Consider the following 17,968-nt stretch of genomic DNA (forward strand, 5'->3'; position numbering starts at 1 on the left):
TGGTGGCCGTGGGCAGTGAACGCGTGGCGCAGCTGGAGTATTCGCAGATCCAGGCGGCGATGCTGGACGAGGCGAAGCGGCGCCGCAAGGCCGCCAAGATCATCGCCGTGCTGGCGCACTTCCTGGGCCGCGATCCCGCCTCCGGGGACGGCGCCCCCGGCGTGCTCGACGGGCTGACGGTGGCCGACATCGGCTGCTCGGCCGGGTTCATCGCCGACGAGCTCGCCTCGGCCGGCGCGCGGCACGCGTTCGGCATCGACATCGACGTGCCGGGCCTGCGCAAGGCGGCCGGGCGGTTCGGCGAGCGGGTCGAGTTCGTCTGCGCCGACGGCACGGCGCTGCCGTTCCCCGACGGGTCGATGGACGTGCTGGTGCTCAACCACATCTACGAGCACGTGGTCGACCCCGACGCGGTGGTGCGCGAGCTGCACCGCGTGCTGTCCGACGACGGCGTGCTCTACCTCGGGCTGGGCAACCGGCTCGGCGTGATGGAGCCGCACTACAAGCTGCCGTTCCTGTCCTACCTGCCGCCGTCGCTGGCCGACCGCTACGTGCGCGCCTTCGGCCGTGCCGACCACTACTACGAGCGCTTCCGCACCCGGCCGGGGCTGCGCCGCATGCTCTCCGGCTTCCACGTCTGGGACTACTCCTTCCCGGTGCTGGCCTCGCCCGAGCGGTTCGCCGGCGCCGAGCTGTTCCCCGGCTCTGTGGGACGGGCCGCCCAGGGCACGCTGGCGCGGACGCCGCGCCCGGCGCTGCGGGCGCTGCTGCCGGTCGTGCCCACGTATCTGTGGGTGGCCACCAAGACGCCGCGCCGGCCGCTGGGGCCCGCCCTCCCGCAGCCCCCCGAGCCGGTCCGCACCCCATGACCGCTCCGGACCCCATGTCCGGTCCGGACTCCGTGCCAGGTCCGGACGCCGTGACCGCTCCGCCCGCCCGCTCGGCGCGCAAGAAGCTGGTCCGGCTGCTGTTCCTGCTGGTGGCCCTCGGCTTCGGGGCGTGGGCCATCGCCGGGCGCTGGTCACAGGTGGCCGACGGCTTCTCCCGGCTGTCGTGGCCGCTGCTCGCCGCATCGCTGGTGGCCGTCCTCGCGGCCCTGTCGGCGGGGATGCTCATGTGGCGCGCCCTGCTGGCCGACCTCGGGTCGCCTCTCGCACTCACCGACGCCGCCAAAGTGTTCTTCGTCGGCCAGCTCGGCAAGTACATTCCCGGCTCGCTGTGGCCGGTGCTCGCGCAGATGGAGATGGGCAAGGACCTCGGCGTCCCGCGCTCGCGCAGCGCCACCGCCTTCTTCCTGACCTACCCCATCTACCTGGCCAGCGGCCTGGGCGTGGCCCTGCTCACCCTGCCCGCCTTCGCCGGAGACTCGGTCGCCCGCTACGCCTGGCTGCTCCTGCTGCTGCCCGTGCTGGTCGCCGGGCTGCACCCGCGCGTCGTCAACGGCGTGCTCGGCCTCGGCCTGCGGCTGCTGCGTCGGCCCCCGCTGGAGCGCCCCCTCAGCCGCCGCGGCGTGCTGGCCTCGGCCGGCTGGGCGTTCGCGGGCTGGGCGGCCTACGGCGTCCACCTCTGGCTGGTCGTGGCCGGGCTCGGCACCGCCGGGCCGCGCGCTCTGGCGCTGTCCCTCGGGGCGTTCTCGCTGGCCTGGTGCCTGGGGTTCATCGTGGTCATCGCGCCCGCCGGGGCCGGGGTGCGCGAGGTGGCGATGGTGGCGGCGCTCGCCCCCGTCCTTCCCGGCGGGACGGCGCTGGCCGCCGCCCTGTGCTCGCGGCTGCTGGTCTCGCTCGGCGACCTGATGTGGGCGGGCCTCGCGGGCTTGGCCGCCCGGCGCGCGGAATCCGTTCCCGTCACCGCCGAACACGACTGATTTTCCGCATTCGTTGCCCGCCGGACGCCCTAAATGCCTGTCATATCTCTCACGGATTCGGGGACCCTCGCAATAGAGTGATGCCGATGGGGATCGGGGGCGAGGGGCCGGCGGTGACCGGCGGGACACACGGGTGGCCCTGCCGGTTCGCACCGATCTGGGGACCTTCGCCCGCACGCGATCTCCGCCGATGACCGGCACCGAGATCGGAAGGGAGCGATCGCTCTTGACGCCCCGAGTGCTCGTCGACGCCGCGGCGGTTCCGGCCGACCGCGGCGCCCTGATCCGCTACGTCGACGGGCTGGTCGCCGCGCTCGACCGGGCCGGCGCCGACCTGTCGGTGGTCTGCCAGCGGGCCGACGCCGAGCGTTACGGCAAGATCGCCCCCTCCGCCCGCATCCTCGCCGGGCCTCCGGCGATCACCAACCGCGCCGCGCGGCTGGTGTGGGAGCAGACGGGCATCCCCGTGCTGGCCCGCCAGGTCGGCGCGCAGGTCATCCACGCCCCGTACTACTCCATCCCGCTGCACTCCGGGCTGCCCACCGTCGCGACCGTGCATGACGTCACCTGGTTCACCGAGCCCGGACGGCACGACAACGTCAGGGCGTCCTTCTTCCGCGCGGCGACGCGCACGGCCGTCCGCAGCGCCCAGCGGGTCATCGTGCCCTCCAAGGCCACCCGCGACGAGCTGGTGCGCGTGCTCGCGGCCGATCCGACGCGCATCGACGTCGCCTACCACGGGGTCGACCGGGCGCTGTTCCACCAGCCGTCGGAGGAGGAGGTCAAGCGGGTGTCGGGGCGGCTCGGCCTGCGCGGCCGCCCGTACGTCGCCTTCCTCGGCGCCTTCGAGCCGCGCAAGAACGTCCCGAACCTGGTGAAGGGCTTCGGGCAGGCCGTCAGCGACCTGCCGGGCTCTCCCGCGCTGGTCCTGGCGAGCGGGGCGGGGTGGAGCGACGAGGTGGACGAGGCGATCAGCGCGCTCCCGGTGGCCGTGCGGGTCGTTCGCCCGGGATACCTTTCCTTCGCCGACCTGCCGGGCTTCCTCGGCGGCGCGGTCGTGGTGGCCTTCCCCTCCCGCGGAGAGGGCTTCGGGCTGCCGGTGCTGGAGGCCATGGCCTGCGGGGCGCCGGTGCTGACCACCCACCGCACCTCGCTGCCCGAGGTCGGCGGGGACGCCGTCGCCTATACCGAGCCGGACGCCGGGAGCATCAGCGACGCGCTGCGGGCGCTCCTTTCGTCCGGGGAACGCCGGCGTTCGCTCGCCGAGGCGGGTCTTGCCAGGTCGCGGGAGTTCACGTGGGAGGCCTCCGCCGAGGCGCATATGATGAGCTTTCAACGAGCGGTCGATCAGTGAGCTAGCCTCACCGGTGTGACGAGCAGCTACTCGCCGGAGTCGGCGCACCTGGAGGCCATTCTCCTCGTAGGCGGGCAGGGCACCCGTCTTCGCCCTCTCACCTTGAGCACCCCCAAGCCGCTTCTTCCCACCGCGGGCGTGCCCTTCCTCGCCCACCAACTCGCGCGTGCCCGGTCCTTCGGCGTCCGGCGCATCGTGTTCGCCACCTCCTACCGCGCCTCGATGTTCGCCGAGGCGTTCGGGGACGGCTCCTCCTTCGGCCTGTCGCTTTCGTACATGACGGAACAGACCCCGCTCGGCACCGGCGGGGCGATCCGCAACGCCGCCGAGGCGCTCACCTGCGGCCCGGACGCGCCGGTGCTCGTGCTCAACGGCGACATCCTGTCCGGGCACGACATCGCCGAGCAGGTCGGGCTGCACGTCTCGCGCGGGGCGGCGGTGACGCTGCACCTCACCGAGGTGGACGACCCCTCGCGGTTCGGGTGCGTGCCGACCGACGACCAGGGCCGGGTGACCGCCTTCCTGGAGAAGACCCCGAACCCGGTGACCAACCGCATCAACGCCGGGTGCTACGTCTTCCAGCGCTCGGTCATCGACCGGATCCCGGCGGGGCAGGTGGTCTCCGTCGAACGCGAGACGTTCCCCGGCATGATCTCGGCCGGCGAGCTGGTGCTCGGGTACGCCGACCGCTCCTACTGGCTGGACGTGGGCACCCCCGCCGCGTTCGTCCAGGGCTCCTGCGACCTGGTGCTGGGCCGCCTGCCCTCTCCGGCGCTGCCCGCGCCCTGCGGGGAGTTCATGGCGCTGCCCGGCGCCGAGGTCTCGCCCAGCGCCAAGATCGAGGGCGGCACGGTCGTCGGGCCGCGGGCCGTCGTGGAGTCCGACGCGTCGGTGCACGGCAGTGTGCTGGACGCCGACTCGGTGATCGAGTCCGGGGCCGTCGTGGTCGACTCGGTGGTCGGCGCGCGGGCCCGGGTGGCGTCGGGGGCGGTGCTGCGCAACGCGGTCATCGGCGAGGGCGCGGTCGTCGGGCCGGGCAACGAACTGCTGGCCGGGGCCCGCGTGTGGCCGGACGTGCGGCTGCCGCCGGGCGCCGTCCGCTTCTCCAGCGACGTCTGACCCCTGCGAGATCAACGCCGACGAGGTTCGACGTTTACGAGGTCTGGCGCCTGCGAGGTCTGGCGTGGGGGGATCTCTCCCGGGGAGGGCGCGGCTGGGCTCCGGCCGCGCCAATAGTGCGGCGTCGGGCGAGAACTAGTCTGGCGTTGTGCGAGAACGCAGGTGGCGGCCGGACGCTCCGGTGGACGTCGAGTCGGCCATGGCGCCGCACCGGCGCGGTTCCGGCGACCCCGCCTGGCAGCTCACCGCCGACCGGGCCATCTGGCGCACCTCCCGCACCCCCGAGGGGCCCGGCACGCTGCGCGTCACCGTGGAGCCGCGTGAGCGGACGGTGGTCGCCCACGTCTGGGGGCCAGGCGCCGGCTGGATGCTGGAGACCCTGCCGGATCTGCTCGGCGCGCACGACCGGGTCGGCGACTTCGCGCGCCTGATGGGGGCGCTCGGCCCCGAAGGGCACGCGCTGGTGCGCGAGCTGGCCTCGCGGCACGCGGGCCTGCGGGTGGGCCGCACGCTGCGCGTGTTCGAGGCGCTCGTGCCGGCCGTGCTGGAGCAGAAGGTCGTCGGCCGCGAGGCGTGGCGGGCGTGGCGGTGGCTGCTGTCCCGCTACGGCGAGCCCGCGCCGGGCCCGGCGCCGGCGATGATGCGGGTGTTCCCCGAGCCCGAGGTGTGGCGGACGATCCCGTCCTGGGACTGGCACCGGGCGGGGGCGGAGGCCGTGCGGGCCAGGACGATCGTCAACGCCGCCCTGCACGCCGCCAAGCTGGAGGCGGCGGGGGAGGCCGAGGCCGACCGGCTGCTGCGGGCGCTGCCGGGCGTCGGGGTGTGGACCTCGGCGGAGGTCCGTCAGCGGGCGTACGGGGACCCCGACGCCGTCTCGGTCGGCGACTACCACCTTCCGTCGCTGGTCGGCTGGTCGCTGACCGGCCGCAAGACCGACGACGCGGGGATGCTGGAACTGCTGTCGCCCTACCGGGGGCACCGCCACCGCATCGTGCGGCTGCTGGAACTCGGCGGCCGCCGGCCGCCGGCGCGCGGACCGCGGATGGCCGCCCGCGACTACCGCTCCTTCTGATCTCCGAGCGGGCCCGTCAGCGGGCCGAGCGGGCGGGCCGAGCGGGCAGGTCAGCGGGCCGTACAGGTCGGTCGGCCGTCGGGCGGGCCGGTCGGTGGCCGGGCGGACCGGTCAGCGAGCCGAGAGGGTCTGTCAGCGAGCCGAGAGGGTCTGTCAGGAGGCCGGGGCGGGCTGGTCAGGAGGCCGGGGCGGGCCGGTCAGCGGGCGGGTAACGAGGAACGGTCGCCGGTCATGGTCGGGGAGTTGGAGGCCCAGTCGCGCCCGTCACGGGTGTCGGTGCCGAACAGCGGCGCGAGCACGGCGGCGGCGGCGATGAGGACGAGGATCAGCCAGGACATCGTGACTCCTTGAGAAGGTTCCCTTGGGTGCCCTTCTATTATGTGCGCGTGCATAGTTTCACGTCCATCGAGATTCTCTGGGCAGTACCGTTAAGAGCCTCTTAACGCATGAGCGTACGCGCCGACTCCGGAGGTTGATCGGTGACAGCGCGTGGCGCACCCCCGCCCAAGGGCCGGGACGCGAGGGTTTCGTACTGTGCGATGCATGAACGCGAATCCCACAGACGCAGCCATGCGGCGGGCGCTGGCCCGGGCCAGGGACGGCAAGGCGCTCGACCCGGCGGAGGCGACGGTCCTCCTGCATGCGAGGGGCGCCGACCTCGACCGCCTCCTCGACCACGCCGGCCGCGTCCGGGACGCCGGGCTGGCCTCCGTGGGCAGGGAGCAGGTCGTCACCTACAGCCGCAAGGTGTTCATCCCGCTCACGCGGTTGTGCAGGGACCGCTGCGGCTACTGCACGTTCGCCACCGCCCCCGGCAAGCTGCCCGCCCCGTTCCTCACCCCGGACGAGGTGCTGGAGATCGCCCGGCAGGGCGCCGCCATGGGATGCAAGGAGGCGCTGTTCACCCTCGGCGACCGGCCCGAGGACCGCTGGCACCAGGCCCGCGAGTGGCTGGACGCCCACGGCTACGACGACACCCTGTCCTACGTGCGCGCCATGGCGATCGGCGTCCTGGAGGAGACCGGGCTGCTGCCGCACCTCAACCCCGGCGTCCTGACCTGGCGCGACCTGCAACGGCTCAAGCCGGTCGCCCCGTCCATGGGCATGATGCTGGAGACGACCTCCCGCCGGCTGTTCGAGGAGAAGGGCCAGGCCCACTACGGCTCCCCGGACAAGGACCCCGCGGTCCGCATGCGCGTGCTGGAGGACGCCGGCCGCTCCAATGTGCCGTTCACGACCGGCATCCTGATCGGCATCGGCGAGACCGTCGCCGACCGCGCGGAGTCGATCTTCGCGATCCGGCGGGTCGCCCGGGAGTACGGCGGCGTCCAGGAGGTCATCGTCCAGAACTTCCGCGCCAAGCCCGACACCGCGATGCGCGGCATGCCGGACGCCGACCTCAGCGAACTGGCCGCGACCATCGCGGTCACCCGGCTCGTGCTCGGCGGGCGGACGCGCGTCCAGGCGCCGCCCAACCTCATCGGCGACGAGTACGACCTGATGATCAGGGCCGGCATCGACGACTGGGGCGGGGTCTCGCCGCTGACCCCCGATCATGTGAACCCCGAGCGGCCCTGGCCGCACATCGAGGAGCTCGCGGCCCGCACCGCCGCCGCCGGGTTCACGCTCAAGGAGCGCCTGACGATCTACCCCGAGTACGTGCTGGCCGGCGAGCCCTGGCTGGACCCGCGCCTGCGCGGCCACGTCGCGGCCCTGGCCGACCTCGAGACCGGCCTGGCCCGGCCGGTGAACCCCGAGGGCAGGCCGTGGCAGGAGCCCGACGGCGGGTTCGCCGCCTCCGGGCGCACCGACCTGCACGTGGAGGTGGACGCCTCCGGGCGGGCGCAGGACCGGCGCGACGACTTCGCCCGCGTCTACGGCGACTGGGACGCCCTGCGCGACCGGCTCCCGGCCGGCGCCGCGCCGGGCGACGTGCCTGCCGCCTCGGCCGGGATGGCCGTGACAGAAGCGGTCGCGGACGGAGCGGCCCAGGCCGCGACGGCTGAGTCCGGGGTGGCCCAGGCCGGGGCGGCCCCGGCGCGCGCGGGGGCCGTCGACGGGGAGATGCGCGCGGCCCTGCGCCGCGCGGAGACCGACCCGGCGGGACTCACCGACGCCGAGGCCCTCACGCTGCTCGGCGCGGACGGCGCCGACCTCGCGGAGCTGTGCCGGGTGGCCGACGGCCTGCGGAGAGAGGCCGCCGGCGACGAGGTGACCTACGTCGTCAACCGCAACATCAACTTCACCAACGTCTGCTACACCGGCTGCCGCTTCTGCGCGTTCGCGCAGCGGCGCACCGACGCCGACGCCTTCACCCTGTCCCTGGACCAGGTCGCCGACCGGGCCGCCGAGGCGTGGGAGGCGGGGGCGACCGAGGTGTGCATGCAGGGCGGCATCCACCCCGACCTGCCCGGAACGGCCTACTTCGACATCGCCAGGGCGGTGAAGGAGCGGTGCCCGGACCTGCACGTCCACGCCTTCTCCCCGATGGAGGTCATCAACGGCGCCAGCCGGACCAATCTGTCGATCCACGACTGGCTGGTGGCCGCCAAGGAGGCCGGGGTCGACTCGCTGCCCGGCACGGCGGCGGAGATCCTGGACGACGACGTGCGCTGGGTGCTCACCAAGGGCAAGCTCCCGACCCGCGAGTGGGTCGAGGTGATCACCACCGCGCACCGCGTGGGCATTCCGACGACCTCGACGATGATGTACGGCCATGTGGACACCCCGGCCCACTGGGTGGCGCACATCCGGCTGATCCGCCGCATCCAGGAGGAGACCGGCGGCTTCTCGGAGTTCGTGCTGCTGCCGTTCGTGCATCACAGCGCCCCGATCTACCTGGCCGGCATCGCACGCCCGGGGCCGACGGCCCGGGAGAACCGCGCCGTCCACGCGCTGGCGCGCGTCCTGCTGCACGGCGCGATCGCCAACATCCAGTGCTCGTGGGTCAAGCTCCAGGACGACCTGTGCCGGGCCGTGCTGTCGGGCGGCGTGAACGACCTGGGCGGGACGCTCATGGAGGAGACGATCAGCAGGATGGCCGGCTCGGAGAACGGCTCCTACAAGACGATCAGTGACATCGCCGCGATGGTGGAGCCGACCGGACGCCCGCTGCGCCAGCGAACCACCGGCTACGGCGTCCCCTCGGCCGAACGCGTGGCCGCGGCCCAGGCCAGCGACGGGGTCTGCCAGAGCATCCGCCGCACGATCCCCCTCCTTGCCCCGTAGAGGCGCCCGCGAACGTCCGTCACGTCAGCCCCGAGAGTCCGAAACGCAGCCGGGCCTCCGAGCGGGAGCCGTCACTCTCCCGGCCCGGATGCCCGGATGCCCGGACGCCCGGGTGAGAGCGCGCGTCACCGGTGGCCGGGGTGCTGAGGCCCCTCCCACCACGTCAGGTTGGCGGCCGCCTGGGACGCCGGCTCGATGATCTCCCATGCCTCGGTGATCAGACCGTCGTCGAGCCGCCAGATGTCGACGACCGTGATCTCCGGCCCGGCACCGGGCGGCCGGCGCCGCGAATGCATCACGACGTGATCGCCGTCGGCCAGCAGGTGCAGGATCTCGACCTGCATGCCGGCGAGCGGGACGAGCGCGGCGTCCACGGCGGCCAGCCATTCCGGCTTCGTCCTGGAGGTCGCGTCCGGACGGTGGTGGAGGAAGTCGTCGCTCAGCAATGGCGCGAGCGCGTCGACGTCGCCGGTGGCGACCAGTGCGGTCAGCGCTCGCTGGACGATGTTCTTGTTGTCGTGGGTCGTGTTCTGCGTGGTCACGACCAGCAGTTTTTCCGCGTTCGGGATATTTGTCGATGAAATGGCATTTCATGGTGTTCTATTCGTCGATGAGTAGCATCGTGGCCCATGTACACGGTGGGGGAACTGCTGCGGCAGTGGCGGCATCGCCGGCGGCTCAGCCAGCTGGATCTCGCGCTCGCCGCGGAGGTGTCGGCTCGTCACGTCAGCCTGGTGGAGACCGGCAAGTCCCGCCCGAGCGCCGAGATGATCCTGCGACTGGCCGAGCAGCTCGACGTGCCGTTGCGAGAGCGCAACCGGCTGCTGCTGGCCGCCGGCTTCGCACCCCGCTATGCCGAGCGGCCGATCGGGCAGGAGGCGCTGTCGGCGGCCTGGGACGCGATCGAACGGGTGCTGCGCGCACATGAGCCGTATCCGGCGCTGGCCATCGATCGCCGGTGGGACATCGTGATGAGCAATCGCGCCATCGGCCCGTTCCTCGCGGGCGTCGCCCCCGACCTGCTGGTCCCGCCGATCAACATGGTGCGGCTCGGGCTGGACCCGCGAGGGCTCGCTCCGCACATCGTCAACCTGGCGCAGGTGCGTGCGCTGCTGCGTATCCGGATCGCACGGCAGCTCGCCACGGCTCCCGACCCCGAGGTCACCGCACTCTACGAGGAACTCCTGGCTCCCTATCCGGGGGACGGGAGCCGACCGGTCGAGTCCGAGGTCGCCGTCCCGATGGTCTTCCGCTTCGGCGGGCGCGAACTGCGGCTGTTCTCGACGACGACCACGTTCGGCACTCCGATGGACATCACCCTGGACGAGATCGCGATCGAGTCGTACTACCCGACGGACGCCGACAGCGCCGCCTACTTCGCCGCCCCCGACGCCGGCGGGTAGTCGCCTGGGCTGTGGGGCGTTATCAGACAGAGTTATAACAAGTTCTCTTTCCTGCTGTGCGGGTACTTGCGCCCCCTACGGTGACGGTTGGGAGAATCGTCCGACTCGTCCTCTCGCACGCGACCCAGAAAGGCGAACCGTGGCGTCTGGTCGGCCAGGTCGGCACCGCGCGGACCCGATCCTCGAGCCCGCGCGCCCGCGCGGCCGGCGTCGCGCCCTGCCCGTGACGCTGCTCGTCCTCGCGCTGGTCGCGGGCGCGGTCGCGGTGGTCCTCACCAGGAGCGGCGGCCCGTGCTCCGGCCGCGATCCGGTGCTGGTCGGCGTGGACGCCGCGGTGGACATCGCCCCCGTCGCCATGGAGGCGGCCGAGAGCTTCAACGCGCGCAAGGCGGCGGTGGACGGGCGCTGCGTCCTGGTCCAGGTCACCGAGCAGTCGCCCGCGCCCGTCCTGCGCACGCTGATCGGCGACCAGGCGGGCGTGCTCGCCGGGCGCCCGGACGCGTGGATCGCCGACTCCTCGGCGTGGGTGCGGCTGGCGCGCAAGCAGGGCGCGCCGGGCATCGCGCCGGACGAGACCGTCGTCGCCACCTCGCCGCTGGTCTTCGCCACCCGGCGCTCGCTCGCCCGGCGGTTCGCGACGGGGAAGACCGAGATGAGCTGGGAGATGATCTTCCCGGCGACGGCGCGCGGCCGGCTGGAACCGACCAAGGACGAGCCGGACGTCGTCCGCATCCCCGATCCGTCGGTCGCGGGCGCCGGCATCGCGACCGTCGCCGCGGCCACGGACATCGCCGGCACCGGCGACAAGGGGGCCAGGGAGCTGACCGCCTTCGTGCGCATGGCCCAGGCCGGCTCCGCGCCCGACTACCGCTCGATGCTCGCCGCCGTCGACGACCGCTCCTTCTGGCAGCGGCCCGTCGTCGTCGTGCCCGAGCAGTCGGTGTGGCTGTACGACCGGGCGCCCTCCGGCGACCCGCTCGTCGCGCTGCACCCCAAAGAGGGCACGATCATGCTCGACTACCCCTACGTCGTCACCAGCCCCGACCCGGCCGACGCCGCCGGGGCGCGGCTCTTCGGCGACTGGCTGCGCTCGCCGCAGGTCGGGGCGGCGGCGCGGCGCGGCGGCTTCCGGCTCCCCGACGGGCAGGACCCGCCGCTCGGCGCGGGACCGGAGATCCCCTCGGAGCGGCCGCGCCCGCGCCCGTCCATCACCCAGGCGGTGATCGACGAGGCCCTCGACGCGTGGAGCCGCCTGGCCCCGCCCAGCAACATCCTGGTGCTGGCCGACGCCGGGCGGCACATGGCCGAGCCGATCGCCGGGGAGAAGGGCGCCACCCGGCACTCCGTGGCGCTCAAGGCCGCCCACCTCGGCCTTCAGCTCTTCCCCGGGTCCACCCGCATGGGGCTGTGGGAGTTCGCCAAGGGGCTCGGCGGCCGCAAGGGCTACCGCCCGCTGGTGGGCCTCGGTCCGATCACCCAGCCCGACGGCGATGACGACCAGTTCACCCGGCGCTCCCGGCTGGACGGGCTCACCCAGACGCTCAAGCCCTACGACGACCGCGACAGCTCCCTCTACGACACGATCCTCGCCGGCTTCCGGGAGGTCACCGCCAAGTACGACCCGGCGATGAACAACTCGCTGCTGGTCATCACGGCGGGCAGGGACGACGGCGCCGGGATGTCGCGGCAGGAACTGGCCCGCGGGCTGCGCGACGCCTGGGACCCCGACCACCCGGTCCAGATCATCGTGATCGCCTTCGGCAAGGACGTGGACCGCGCGGCGCTCGGTGAGATCGTCTCGATCACCAACGGATCACTGCACGTGGCCTCCGAGCCGGGGGAGATCATCGACGTCTTCCTCAGCGCCCTGGCGCGCCGCCTGTGCCACCCGACCTGCGGCCGGCCCCGCTGAGCCCCGGCCCGTGGGCGCCGGAGGGCCGGAATCAGCGGGTGACGATGAAGTCGGCGGGGTCGCGCGGCGGGCGGTCGCGCGGCGGCGCGGCCGCGTGGCCGACCGCGACGGCGCCCATCGGATCCCAGGTGCCGGGCAGGTCCAGCACCTCGCGCACGACCTCGCGGCAGAACATCGTCGAGGAGACCCACGCCGACCCCAGGCCCTCGACGGCGAGGTGCACCAGGAGGTTCTGCACGCCCGCGCCGGTGGCGACGACGAACATCTCGCGCTCGGCGGCGTTGCGGCGCTCGTCGGGATAGGTGTGGGACCCCTCCATCACCAGGCAGGGGACCACCAGGTACGGGGCCCGACGCAGGACGTCCCCGCGCCGCACGCGGCGGGCGATCGACTCCTCGGTGAACCCGGTGGCGCGCAGGTCGCGCACCCAGGCCGCGAGCATGGCGTCCAGCAGCTTCTCGCGCGCGCCCGCCGACTCCAGCAGCACGAACCGCCAGGGCGTCGTGTGGTGCGGGGCGGGCGCGCTGACCGCGGCGGCCACGGCCCGCCTGACGGCGGCCGGGTCCACCGGCTCGGCGGAGAACTCCCTGATCGTGCGCCGCGCGAACAGCACGTCGGCCGAGCCGTACCGGAACATGTCCTCGTCGGCGGGGCGGACCAGCGGGCGCACCCCCGGGCCGTCCTCGTCGGTCACCAGGTGGGACAGCCCCCGCACGACGGCCACCGGCACCCCGTCGAGCTTGCCCTTGACCAGCTCGGCCGCCGCCGCGATCTCGTCGACCAGCGCCGTCACCGTCGCCGACAGCGGGTTGCCGTAGGCGTCGGAGCGGCCGCGGAGGTCGTCGAGCGGACGGACGCCGGCCGCCCCGATCGCCACGTCGGTGAGCCCGTTGCGCCAGGGGCGGCCGAAGGTGTCCGACAGGATCACCCCGGCCCGCACCGGCAGGCCGGACCGGATGCGGCGGGCCGAGGCGTCCGGGTCCAGCGGCAGGAGCAGCACGGTGCCCGGCTCGGTGTTGGAGGCGTCCACCCCGGCCGCCGCCATGACGAAGCCGTGGCGGGTCTGGGCGATGACGGTGTCGCCGCGGCGGGCGACCACCCGCTCGGTCTCCTGGGCGATCGCCTCGGCGCGGCCGTCCGCCTCGCGGACGCGGCCCTCGGCCTTGCTCACGATCTTGGAGGTGACGACGAGGATGTCGCCGTCGGCGAGATCGGGCACCGCGCGCGCGATCAGCTCGGCGAGATCGTCGCCGGGCCGCACCTCGGGCAGTCCGGGCACCCCGTGGACGCTGATCATCCGGCCAGCTCCAGCGCGGCGCGGGCGATGCCGGCGGTGGCCTCGACGTCGGTCATGAGCAGTGGCCTGGCGACCACGCGCACCCCCTCCAGCGCGACGCCGGCGTCCTGCTCGGCCACCAGCCAGCCGGAGACCAGGCGCGAGCCGTAGAGCTCCAGCACGGCCTGGGCGCTGGTCTCCACGCCGATGGCGGTCAGGCACGCGTCGGCCATGCCGCGCACCGGGGCGCCGCCGATGATGGGTGAGACGCCGACCACGGTCTTGGCCGAAAGGGCCTCGCGGATGCCGGGAATTTGCAGAATCGTCCCGATGCTCACCACCGGGTTGGACGGGGGCAGGATCACCACGTCGGCCCGCTCGATCGCCTCCAGCGCGCCGGGCGCGGGCTTGGCGTCCTCCGCGCCGACCAGGACGATCTGCCGGGCGGGCACCGAGGCGCGCAGGCGCACCCACCACTCCTGGAAGTGGATCGCGCGGCGGCCCTGCTCGTCCTCGACGATCACGTGGGTCTCGGCGCGGTCGTCGGTCATCGGGATCAGCCGCACGCCGGGCTTCCAGCGGTCGCACAGCGCCTCGGTGACCGCCGACAGCGGGTAGCCGGCGTTCAGCATCTGGGTGCGGACGATGTGGGTGGCGATGTCGCGGTCGCCGAGGCCGAACCACTGGGGCTCCATGCCGTAGGCGGCCAGCTCGGTTTTGACGACGTGGTGCTCGTCGGCCCGGCCCCAGCCCTGCTCCTCGTCGATGCCGCCGCCGAGGGTGTACATGACGGTGTCGAGGTCGGGACAGACGCGGAGCCCGAACAGCGTGATGTCGTCACCGGTGTTGCCGATGACGGTGATCTCCGCCTCGGGGGCGGCGGCCTGGAGCCCGCGGAGGAAGCGGGCGCCCCCGATGCCGCCGGCCAGGGAGAGGATGCGCATGTGTCAAGTGTTCCATTGCCGTCTCCTTGGTCCGGCCCGGGCCGGACGGCGGTGGGGGAGGGCCGCGAAACCCCTGCTCCATAGCGGATGCGAGCCGAAAAAACCGGACAAGATGGTCTTATGTGATCAATGAGGTTCTTGGGTCTCGTGCCCCCAAAGTGCGGAGATGTGCAAAACTGCGGTTGCCGTATGGACCCAATTGGGGGGTAGTTGTGGTCAAAGTAGAGCCCGGGCGGCTCCGCGAGCCTGCGGCCTGGATCATGGTTGTGACGGCCTGCGCACAGGTCCTGGTCGGGGTGGAGAGCCTGTTCCTCGGCTCCGGCCTGCCCTTCGGCGTCAGGGCGGCCTCCTCGCTGCTCAGACTGGACTCGCCGGTCAACGTGGCCCTCGCGCTCGGCGCGGTCGTCCTGGTCACCCGCTTCGGGCCGCCCACCCCCCGCGCCCGCCTGGTCAACCTCGTCGCCGTCATCGCGCTCGCGGTGTCCGCCGTGTTCGGGGCGATCGCCCTGATCGGCGTGCTCATCGGCGGCGCGGGCGGCGGTCTCGGAGTGATCGAATACCTGTTGACCGGCCTGCCCTCCCTCGCTCTGACCGTGGTCGGGCTGGTGTACGCGATGTCGGTGCTCCCATCGGCCGCCCCCGCGGCGTCCAAGCCCCGTCAGGAGGCGTTCGGCGCCCCCGGCTTCGTGCCCCAGGGACACCCCGGGCAGCCGGGCCCCCAGCACGGCTTCCAGGAGCAGCCTCAGCACGGCTTCCAGGGACAGCCGCAGCACGGGTTCCAGGAGCAGGGCCTGCACGGGTTCCACGAGCAGCCGCAGCCCGCGTTCCAGGGGCAGCCCGAGCACGGGTACCCGGGACAGCCGGGGCACGGGTTCCGCGAGCAGGCGGGCCCGCCCCAGGGGCAGGGCGCCGAGCAGCCCGGCCATCCCCAGCAGCAGCCCGCGCCTCAGCAGGCCGGTCCTCAGCAGCAGGGCTCCCAGCCGGGTCATCCCGAGCGGGCCGGGCAGCAGGGCGGCCCGTACAACGGCCAGGCCGCCTACCAGCCGGCGCTGCCCCCTCCGCCCGGCCTGTACTCCGTGCAGCCCTCCCAGCCGGTCGACCCGTACGCGCCGGCGCAGGCGTCCGCCGACCCCTACGGGCAGCCGGACGCGCAGCGCGCGCAGACGCCGGGCGCCTACGAGCCGCAGTCGCCCGGGTCCTACGAGCCGCAGCCGTCCGGGTCCTACGAGCCGCCGTCCGCGTCGTACGAGCAGCCGCGGACCTCCGGCGGCGGGTACGAGCCGCAGTCCTCCGGGTCCTACGACAAGCCGGGCGCCGGAGCCTACGAGCCGCAGTCGCCGGGGTCGTCGTACGAGCAGCCTGGCGGCGGGGCCTTCGGGCAGCAGCCTGGCGGCGGGGCCTTCGGGCAGCCGCCCTCCTCCCCGTACCCGCAGCAGCCGTCCGGGCAGAACCCGCCGGCCGCCGACCCCTACGCGCAGACGCCTTCTCCCTACGCTCCGCCGGCGGCGAGCGGGAGCTTCACCACCCCGGACGCCTTCACCACCGGCGCCCGCCAGGCCCTGCCCGCCAACGACACCCCGCCCGCCTTCGACCTGTCTCCGACCTACGGCCAGCAGTCGCAGAGCGCGGGGGGCGGCTACGGCCAGAACGGCTCGCCGGACCAGCCGTCGTCGTATGGTCAGACGGGTCCGCAGCCCAGTCCGCTGGACCAGCCGTCGTACGGTCAGACCGGTGCGCAGTCGAGCCCGCTGGACCAGCCGTCGTCGTATGGTCAGACGGGTCCGCAGCCCAGTCCGCTGGACCAGCCGTCGTACGGTCAGACCGGTGCGCAGCCGAGCCCGCTGGACCAGCCGTCGTCGTATGGTCAGACCGGTGCGCAGTCGAGCCCGCTGGACCAGCCGTCGTACGGTCAGACCAGCCCGCAGCCGAGCCCGCTGGACCAGCCGTCGTATGGTCAGACCAGCCCGCAGCCGAGCCCGCTGGACCAGCCGTCGTCGTATGGTCAAACGGGTCCGCAGTCCAGTCCGCTCGACCAGTCGCCCTCGTACGGTCAGCCGAGCCCGCTGGACCAGCCGTCGTCGTACGGTCAAACGGGTCCGCAGTCGAGCCCGCTCGACCAGTCGCCCTCGTACGGTCAGACCGGCTCGCAGGCCGCTCCGCTCGACGCGTCGTCCTCGTCCTCGTCGTCCTCCTCCTCTTCCTACGGGCAGGCGACGACGCAGCCGAACTCCTACGGGCAGGCCGGGGCGGGCGGGGAGTCCTACGGGGGCTACTCCTCCGGCGACTTCGGGCGTGCGGCCGAGCCGTCCCCGCTGTACGCCGAGGCGGCGGGCGACCCGCGCCAGCAGCAGATCGCCCAGGCCTACCAGCAGGCCCAGAGCTACCAGCAGACGCAGGGCGGCGCCGGGGGGACGTCGTCGTCCGACCTCGGCGGCGGCCAGGGCAGTGGTTCGGAGTACACCGGCACGCAGCCGGTGCGCTCACCCGACTACACCCCCACCTACGGCGGTCCTTTCGGTCACCCGCAGTCCCCTGCGGACCCGGGAGGCTATGGTTCGCAGTCCCCTGCGGACTCCGGTAGCTACGGCACGCGGTCTCCGGCGGACTCCGGAGGCTATGGCGCGCCGTCTCCGGCGGACTCCGGGGGTTACGGTACGCAGCCGCCGGCCGACGCGCAGGGGTACCGGCCGGTCCAGGACCAGCCCTACTCGCCCGGCCAGGACCGGCCGCAGCACGAGCAGGCGTCCTACCAGGGCGGCCGGCCGAGCCAGGCCGCCTGGGAGGAGCCCGCGGAGAAGACCGTGCGCTTCGACCCGAAGGCCTTTCAGAACGACCCGCTGAACGCGCCGATGCCGCCGTCCCCCGCGGCGGCCCGGCGCGACGAGCCGATCGACCCCACCGCCATCTACGCCCCCGACAGGTCCTCCCAGGCAAGGCCGGAGGAAAGCGAGGGTAGAGATCAGACAGGGCAAGGGTCCGATCAGGGGTCGCGCTGGTACGGTCCCGACCGCTGAGGGCATAGAAGATCGGGAATCGCGGAAGGCCGCCGCACACGCCGGATCGGCGTCACGGACGCGGCTCGCGGATGCCACCGATGCTCGCATACCGGGGTGAGCTGGTCTTTCCCCGGATACTGGCATGCCGCTTGACGCCACACGCGGCACACGCGTGTAATTACAACTGTGTAGTTACGCCTTTCACATGCTGGGTATTGAGGAAGGTGTTCAAAAGGGGGGCTCCGTTGCGGGGCGGGCGGGCTATCAGCAGGAGGTGTGCAGTGACCGATCTGGTCATGGCACAGATGCTCGGCGCGGAAGAGCTGGGATGGCAAGAGCGCGCCCTGTGCGCGCAGACGGATCCGGAGGCGTTTTTTCCAGAGAAGGGCGGTTCCACGCGCGAGGCGAAGAAGGTGTGCCGGTCCTGCGAAGTGCGGGCCGAGTGCCTCGAGTACGCCTTGCAGCATGACGAGAGGTTCGGCATCTGGGGGGGATTGTCCGAGCGGGAACGGCGCAGGATCAAGCGAGAGGCCGGCTGAGCCGGCCCGGCGGGCGCCGATCCTTCGGCGCCGCCGGTGGTGACGACGTCACGAGCGACGCCGCGAGATCACGGTCACGGCCGCCGGCCGTGGGCAGGGGAGCCCACAGCCGCCGACCGGGCGAGGGGACGTGGTCGGCGGGGCGGACGCCGTGGCGCCGGCGCTGGTGTGCCTGAAAGCGACGGGCGCCGACCGGATTGACGGACTGGCGGACTCCGCGTACCCGAGGTGCCGTATCGTGATCGGCGCAAAGCCACACGA

Annotated in this window: 14 protein-coding genes; 10 read left to right on the forward strand and 4 right to left on the reverse strand. The window is 73.2% G+C overall.

Annotation, left to right across the window (positions count from 1 at the left end):
* The first annotated feature begins 8 nt into the window (after positions 1-8).
* The 5 genes from ACWEN6_RS04515 to ACWEN6_RS04535 all read left to right on the forward strand — a co-directional run bounded on the left by ACWEN6_RS04515 (position 9) and on the right by ACWEN6_RS04535 (position 5,409).
* Positions 9-869 carry a methyltransferase domain-containing protein gene (locus ACWEN6_RS04515; protein WP_452568936.1) on the forward strand — a complete coding sequence of 287 codons (861 nt, stop codon included), beginning with the start codon at positions 9-11 and terminating at the stop codon, positions 867-869.
* A 50-nt stretch (positions 870-919) separates the two neighbouring features.
* A complete protein-coding gene (locus tag ACWEN6_RS04520) occupies positions 920-1,864 on the forward strand; it encodes a lysylphosphatidylglycerol synthase domain-containing protein (RefSeq protein ID WP_452568937.1) in 945 nt (314 codons plus the stop codon).
* A gap of 226 nt (positions 1,865-2,090) precedes the next feature.
* Positions 2,091-3,218, forward strand: coding sequence for a glycosyltransferase family 4 protein (locus ACWEN6_RS04525; RefSeq protein ID WP_452568938.1), 1,128 nt, complete (start codon positions 2,091-2,093; stop codon positions 3,216-3,218).
* A 15-nt stretch (positions 3,219-3,233) separates the two neighbouring features.
* Positions 3,234-4,337 carry a sugar phosphate nucleotidyltransferase gene (locus ACWEN6_RS04530; protein ID WP_452568939.1) on the forward strand — a complete coding sequence of 368 codons (1,104 nt, stop codon included), beginning with the start codon at positions 3,234-3,236 and terminating at the stop codon, positions 4,335-4,337.
* A gap of 148 nt (positions 4,338-4,485) precedes the next feature.
* Positions 4,486-5,409 (forward strand): DNA-3-methyladenine glycosylase family protein, encoded by a 924-nt coding sequence (locus ACWEN6_RS04535; protein ID WP_452568940.1) that lies wholly within the window; start codon positions 4,486-4,488, stop codon positions 5,407-5,409.
* A gap of 197 nt (positions 5,410-5,606) precedes the next feature.
* Here the strand turns inward: ACWEN6_RS04535 and ACWEN6_RS04540 are convergent, their stop codons facing one another.
* Positions 5,607-5,747 (reverse strand): hypothetical protein, encoded by a 141-nt coding sequence (locus ACWEN6_RS04540; protein ID WP_452568941.1) that lies wholly within the window; start codon positions 5,745-5,747, stop codon positions 5,607-5,609.
* A gap of 205 nt (positions 5,748-5,952) precedes the next feature.
* Here ACWEN6_RS04540 and ACWEN6_RS04545 point away from each other — a divergent pair, with 205 nt between their 5' ends.
* Positions 5,953-8,637 (forward strand): bifunctional FO biosynthesis protein CofGH, encoded by a 2,685-nt coding sequence (locus ACWEN6_RS04545; RefSeq protein ID WP_452568942.1) that lies wholly within the window; start codon positions 5,953-5,955, stop codon positions 8,635-8,637.
* A gap of 125 nt (positions 8,638-8,762) precedes the next feature.
* On the opposite strand, the gene ACWEN6_RS04550 is transcribed toward ACWEN6_RS04545, so the two are convergent.
* Positions 8,763-9,179 (reverse strand): nuclear transport factor 2 family protein, encoded by a 417-nt coding sequence (locus tag ACWEN6_RS04550; RefSeq protein ID WP_452568943.1) that lies wholly within the window; start codon positions 9,177-9,179, stop codon positions 8,763-8,765.
* Positions 9,180-9,266: 87 nt separating this feature from the next.
* On the opposite strand from ACWEN6_RS04550, the gene ACWEN6_RS04555 reads away from it, so the two are divergent.
* Together ACWEN6_RS04555 and ACWEN6_RS04560 are read left to right on the forward strand one after the other, a co-directional pair.
* Entirely contained in the window at positions 9,267-10,040 is a 774-nt protein-coding gene (locus tag ACWEN6_RS04555) for a helix-turn-helix domain-containing protein (RefSeq protein WP_452568944.1), read from the forward strand.
* Positions 10,041-10,263: 223 nt separating this feature from the next.
* A complete protein-coding gene (locus ACWEN6_RS04560) occupies positions 10,264-11,952 on the forward strand; it encodes a substrate-binding and VWA domain-containing protein (protein ID WP_452568945.1) in 1,689 nt (562 codons plus the stop codon).
* Positions 11,953-11,983: 31 nt separating this feature from the next.
* Here the strand turns inward: ACWEN6_RS04560 and ACWEN6_RS04565 are convergent, their stop codons facing one another.
* On the reverse strand, positions 11,984-13,249 hold the full coding sequence (locus ACWEN6_RS04565) for a coenzyme F420-0:L-glutamate ligase (protein ID WP_452568946.1): 1,266 nt from the start codon (positions 13,247-13,249) through the stop codon (positions 11,984-11,986).
* Positions 13,246-14,172, reverse strand: coding sequence for a 2-phospho-L-lactate transferase (gene cofD / locus ACWEN6_RS04570; protein WP_452568947.1), 927 nt, complete (start codon positions 14,170-14,172; stop codon positions 13,246-13,248). The genes ACWEN6_RS04565 and cofD overlap by 4 nt, the downstream gene beginning before the upstream one ends.
* Positions 14,173-14,438: 266 nt before the next feature.
* Between cofD and ACWEN6_RS04575 the strand changes: the two genes are divergently transcribed.
* Positions 14,439-17,186 (forward strand): hypothetical protein, encoded by a 2,748-nt coding sequence (locus ACWEN6_RS04575; RefSeq protein WP_452568948.1) that lies wholly within the window; start codon positions 14,439-14,441, stop codon positions 17,184-17,186.
* A gap of 278 nt (positions 17,187-17,464) precedes the next feature.
* Positions 17,465-17,707, forward strand: a complete 243-nt coding sequence (locus ACWEN6_RS04580) for a WhiB family transcriptional regulator (RefSeq protein WP_184889896.1) — start codon at positions 17,465-17,467, stop codon at positions 17,705-17,707.
* The last annotated feature ends 261 nt before the right edge of the window (positions 17,708-17,968 follow it).

The organism is Sphaerisporangium sp. NPDC004334 (assembly GCF_053602655.1).

Coding starts and splice junctions, on each gene's coding strand:
- ACWEN6_RS04540 (WP_452568941.1), bottom strand. CDS start 5,747: ATGTCCTGGCTGATCCTCGTCCTCATCGCCGCCGCCGCCGTGCTCGCG.
- ACWEN6_RS04580 (WP_184889896.1), top strand. CDS start 17,465: ATGGCACAGATGCTCGGCGCGGAAGAGCTGGGATGGCAAGAGCGCGCC.
- ACWEN6_RS04565 (WP_452568946.1), bottom strand. CDS start 13,249: ATGATCAGCGTCCACGGGGTGCCCGGACTGCCCGAGGTGCGGCCCGGC.
- ACWEN6_RS04555 (WP_452568944.1), top strand. CDS start 9,267: ATGTACACGGTGGGGGAACTGCTGCGGCAGTGGCGGCATCGCCGGCGG.
- ACWEN6_RS04545 (WP_452568942.1), top strand. CDS start 5,953: ATGAACGCGAATCCCACAGACGCAGCCATGCGGCGGGCGCTGGCCCGG.
- cofD (WP_452568947.1), bottom strand. CDS start 14,172: ATGCGCATCCTCTCCCTGGCCGGCGGCATCGGGGGCGCCCGCTTCCTC.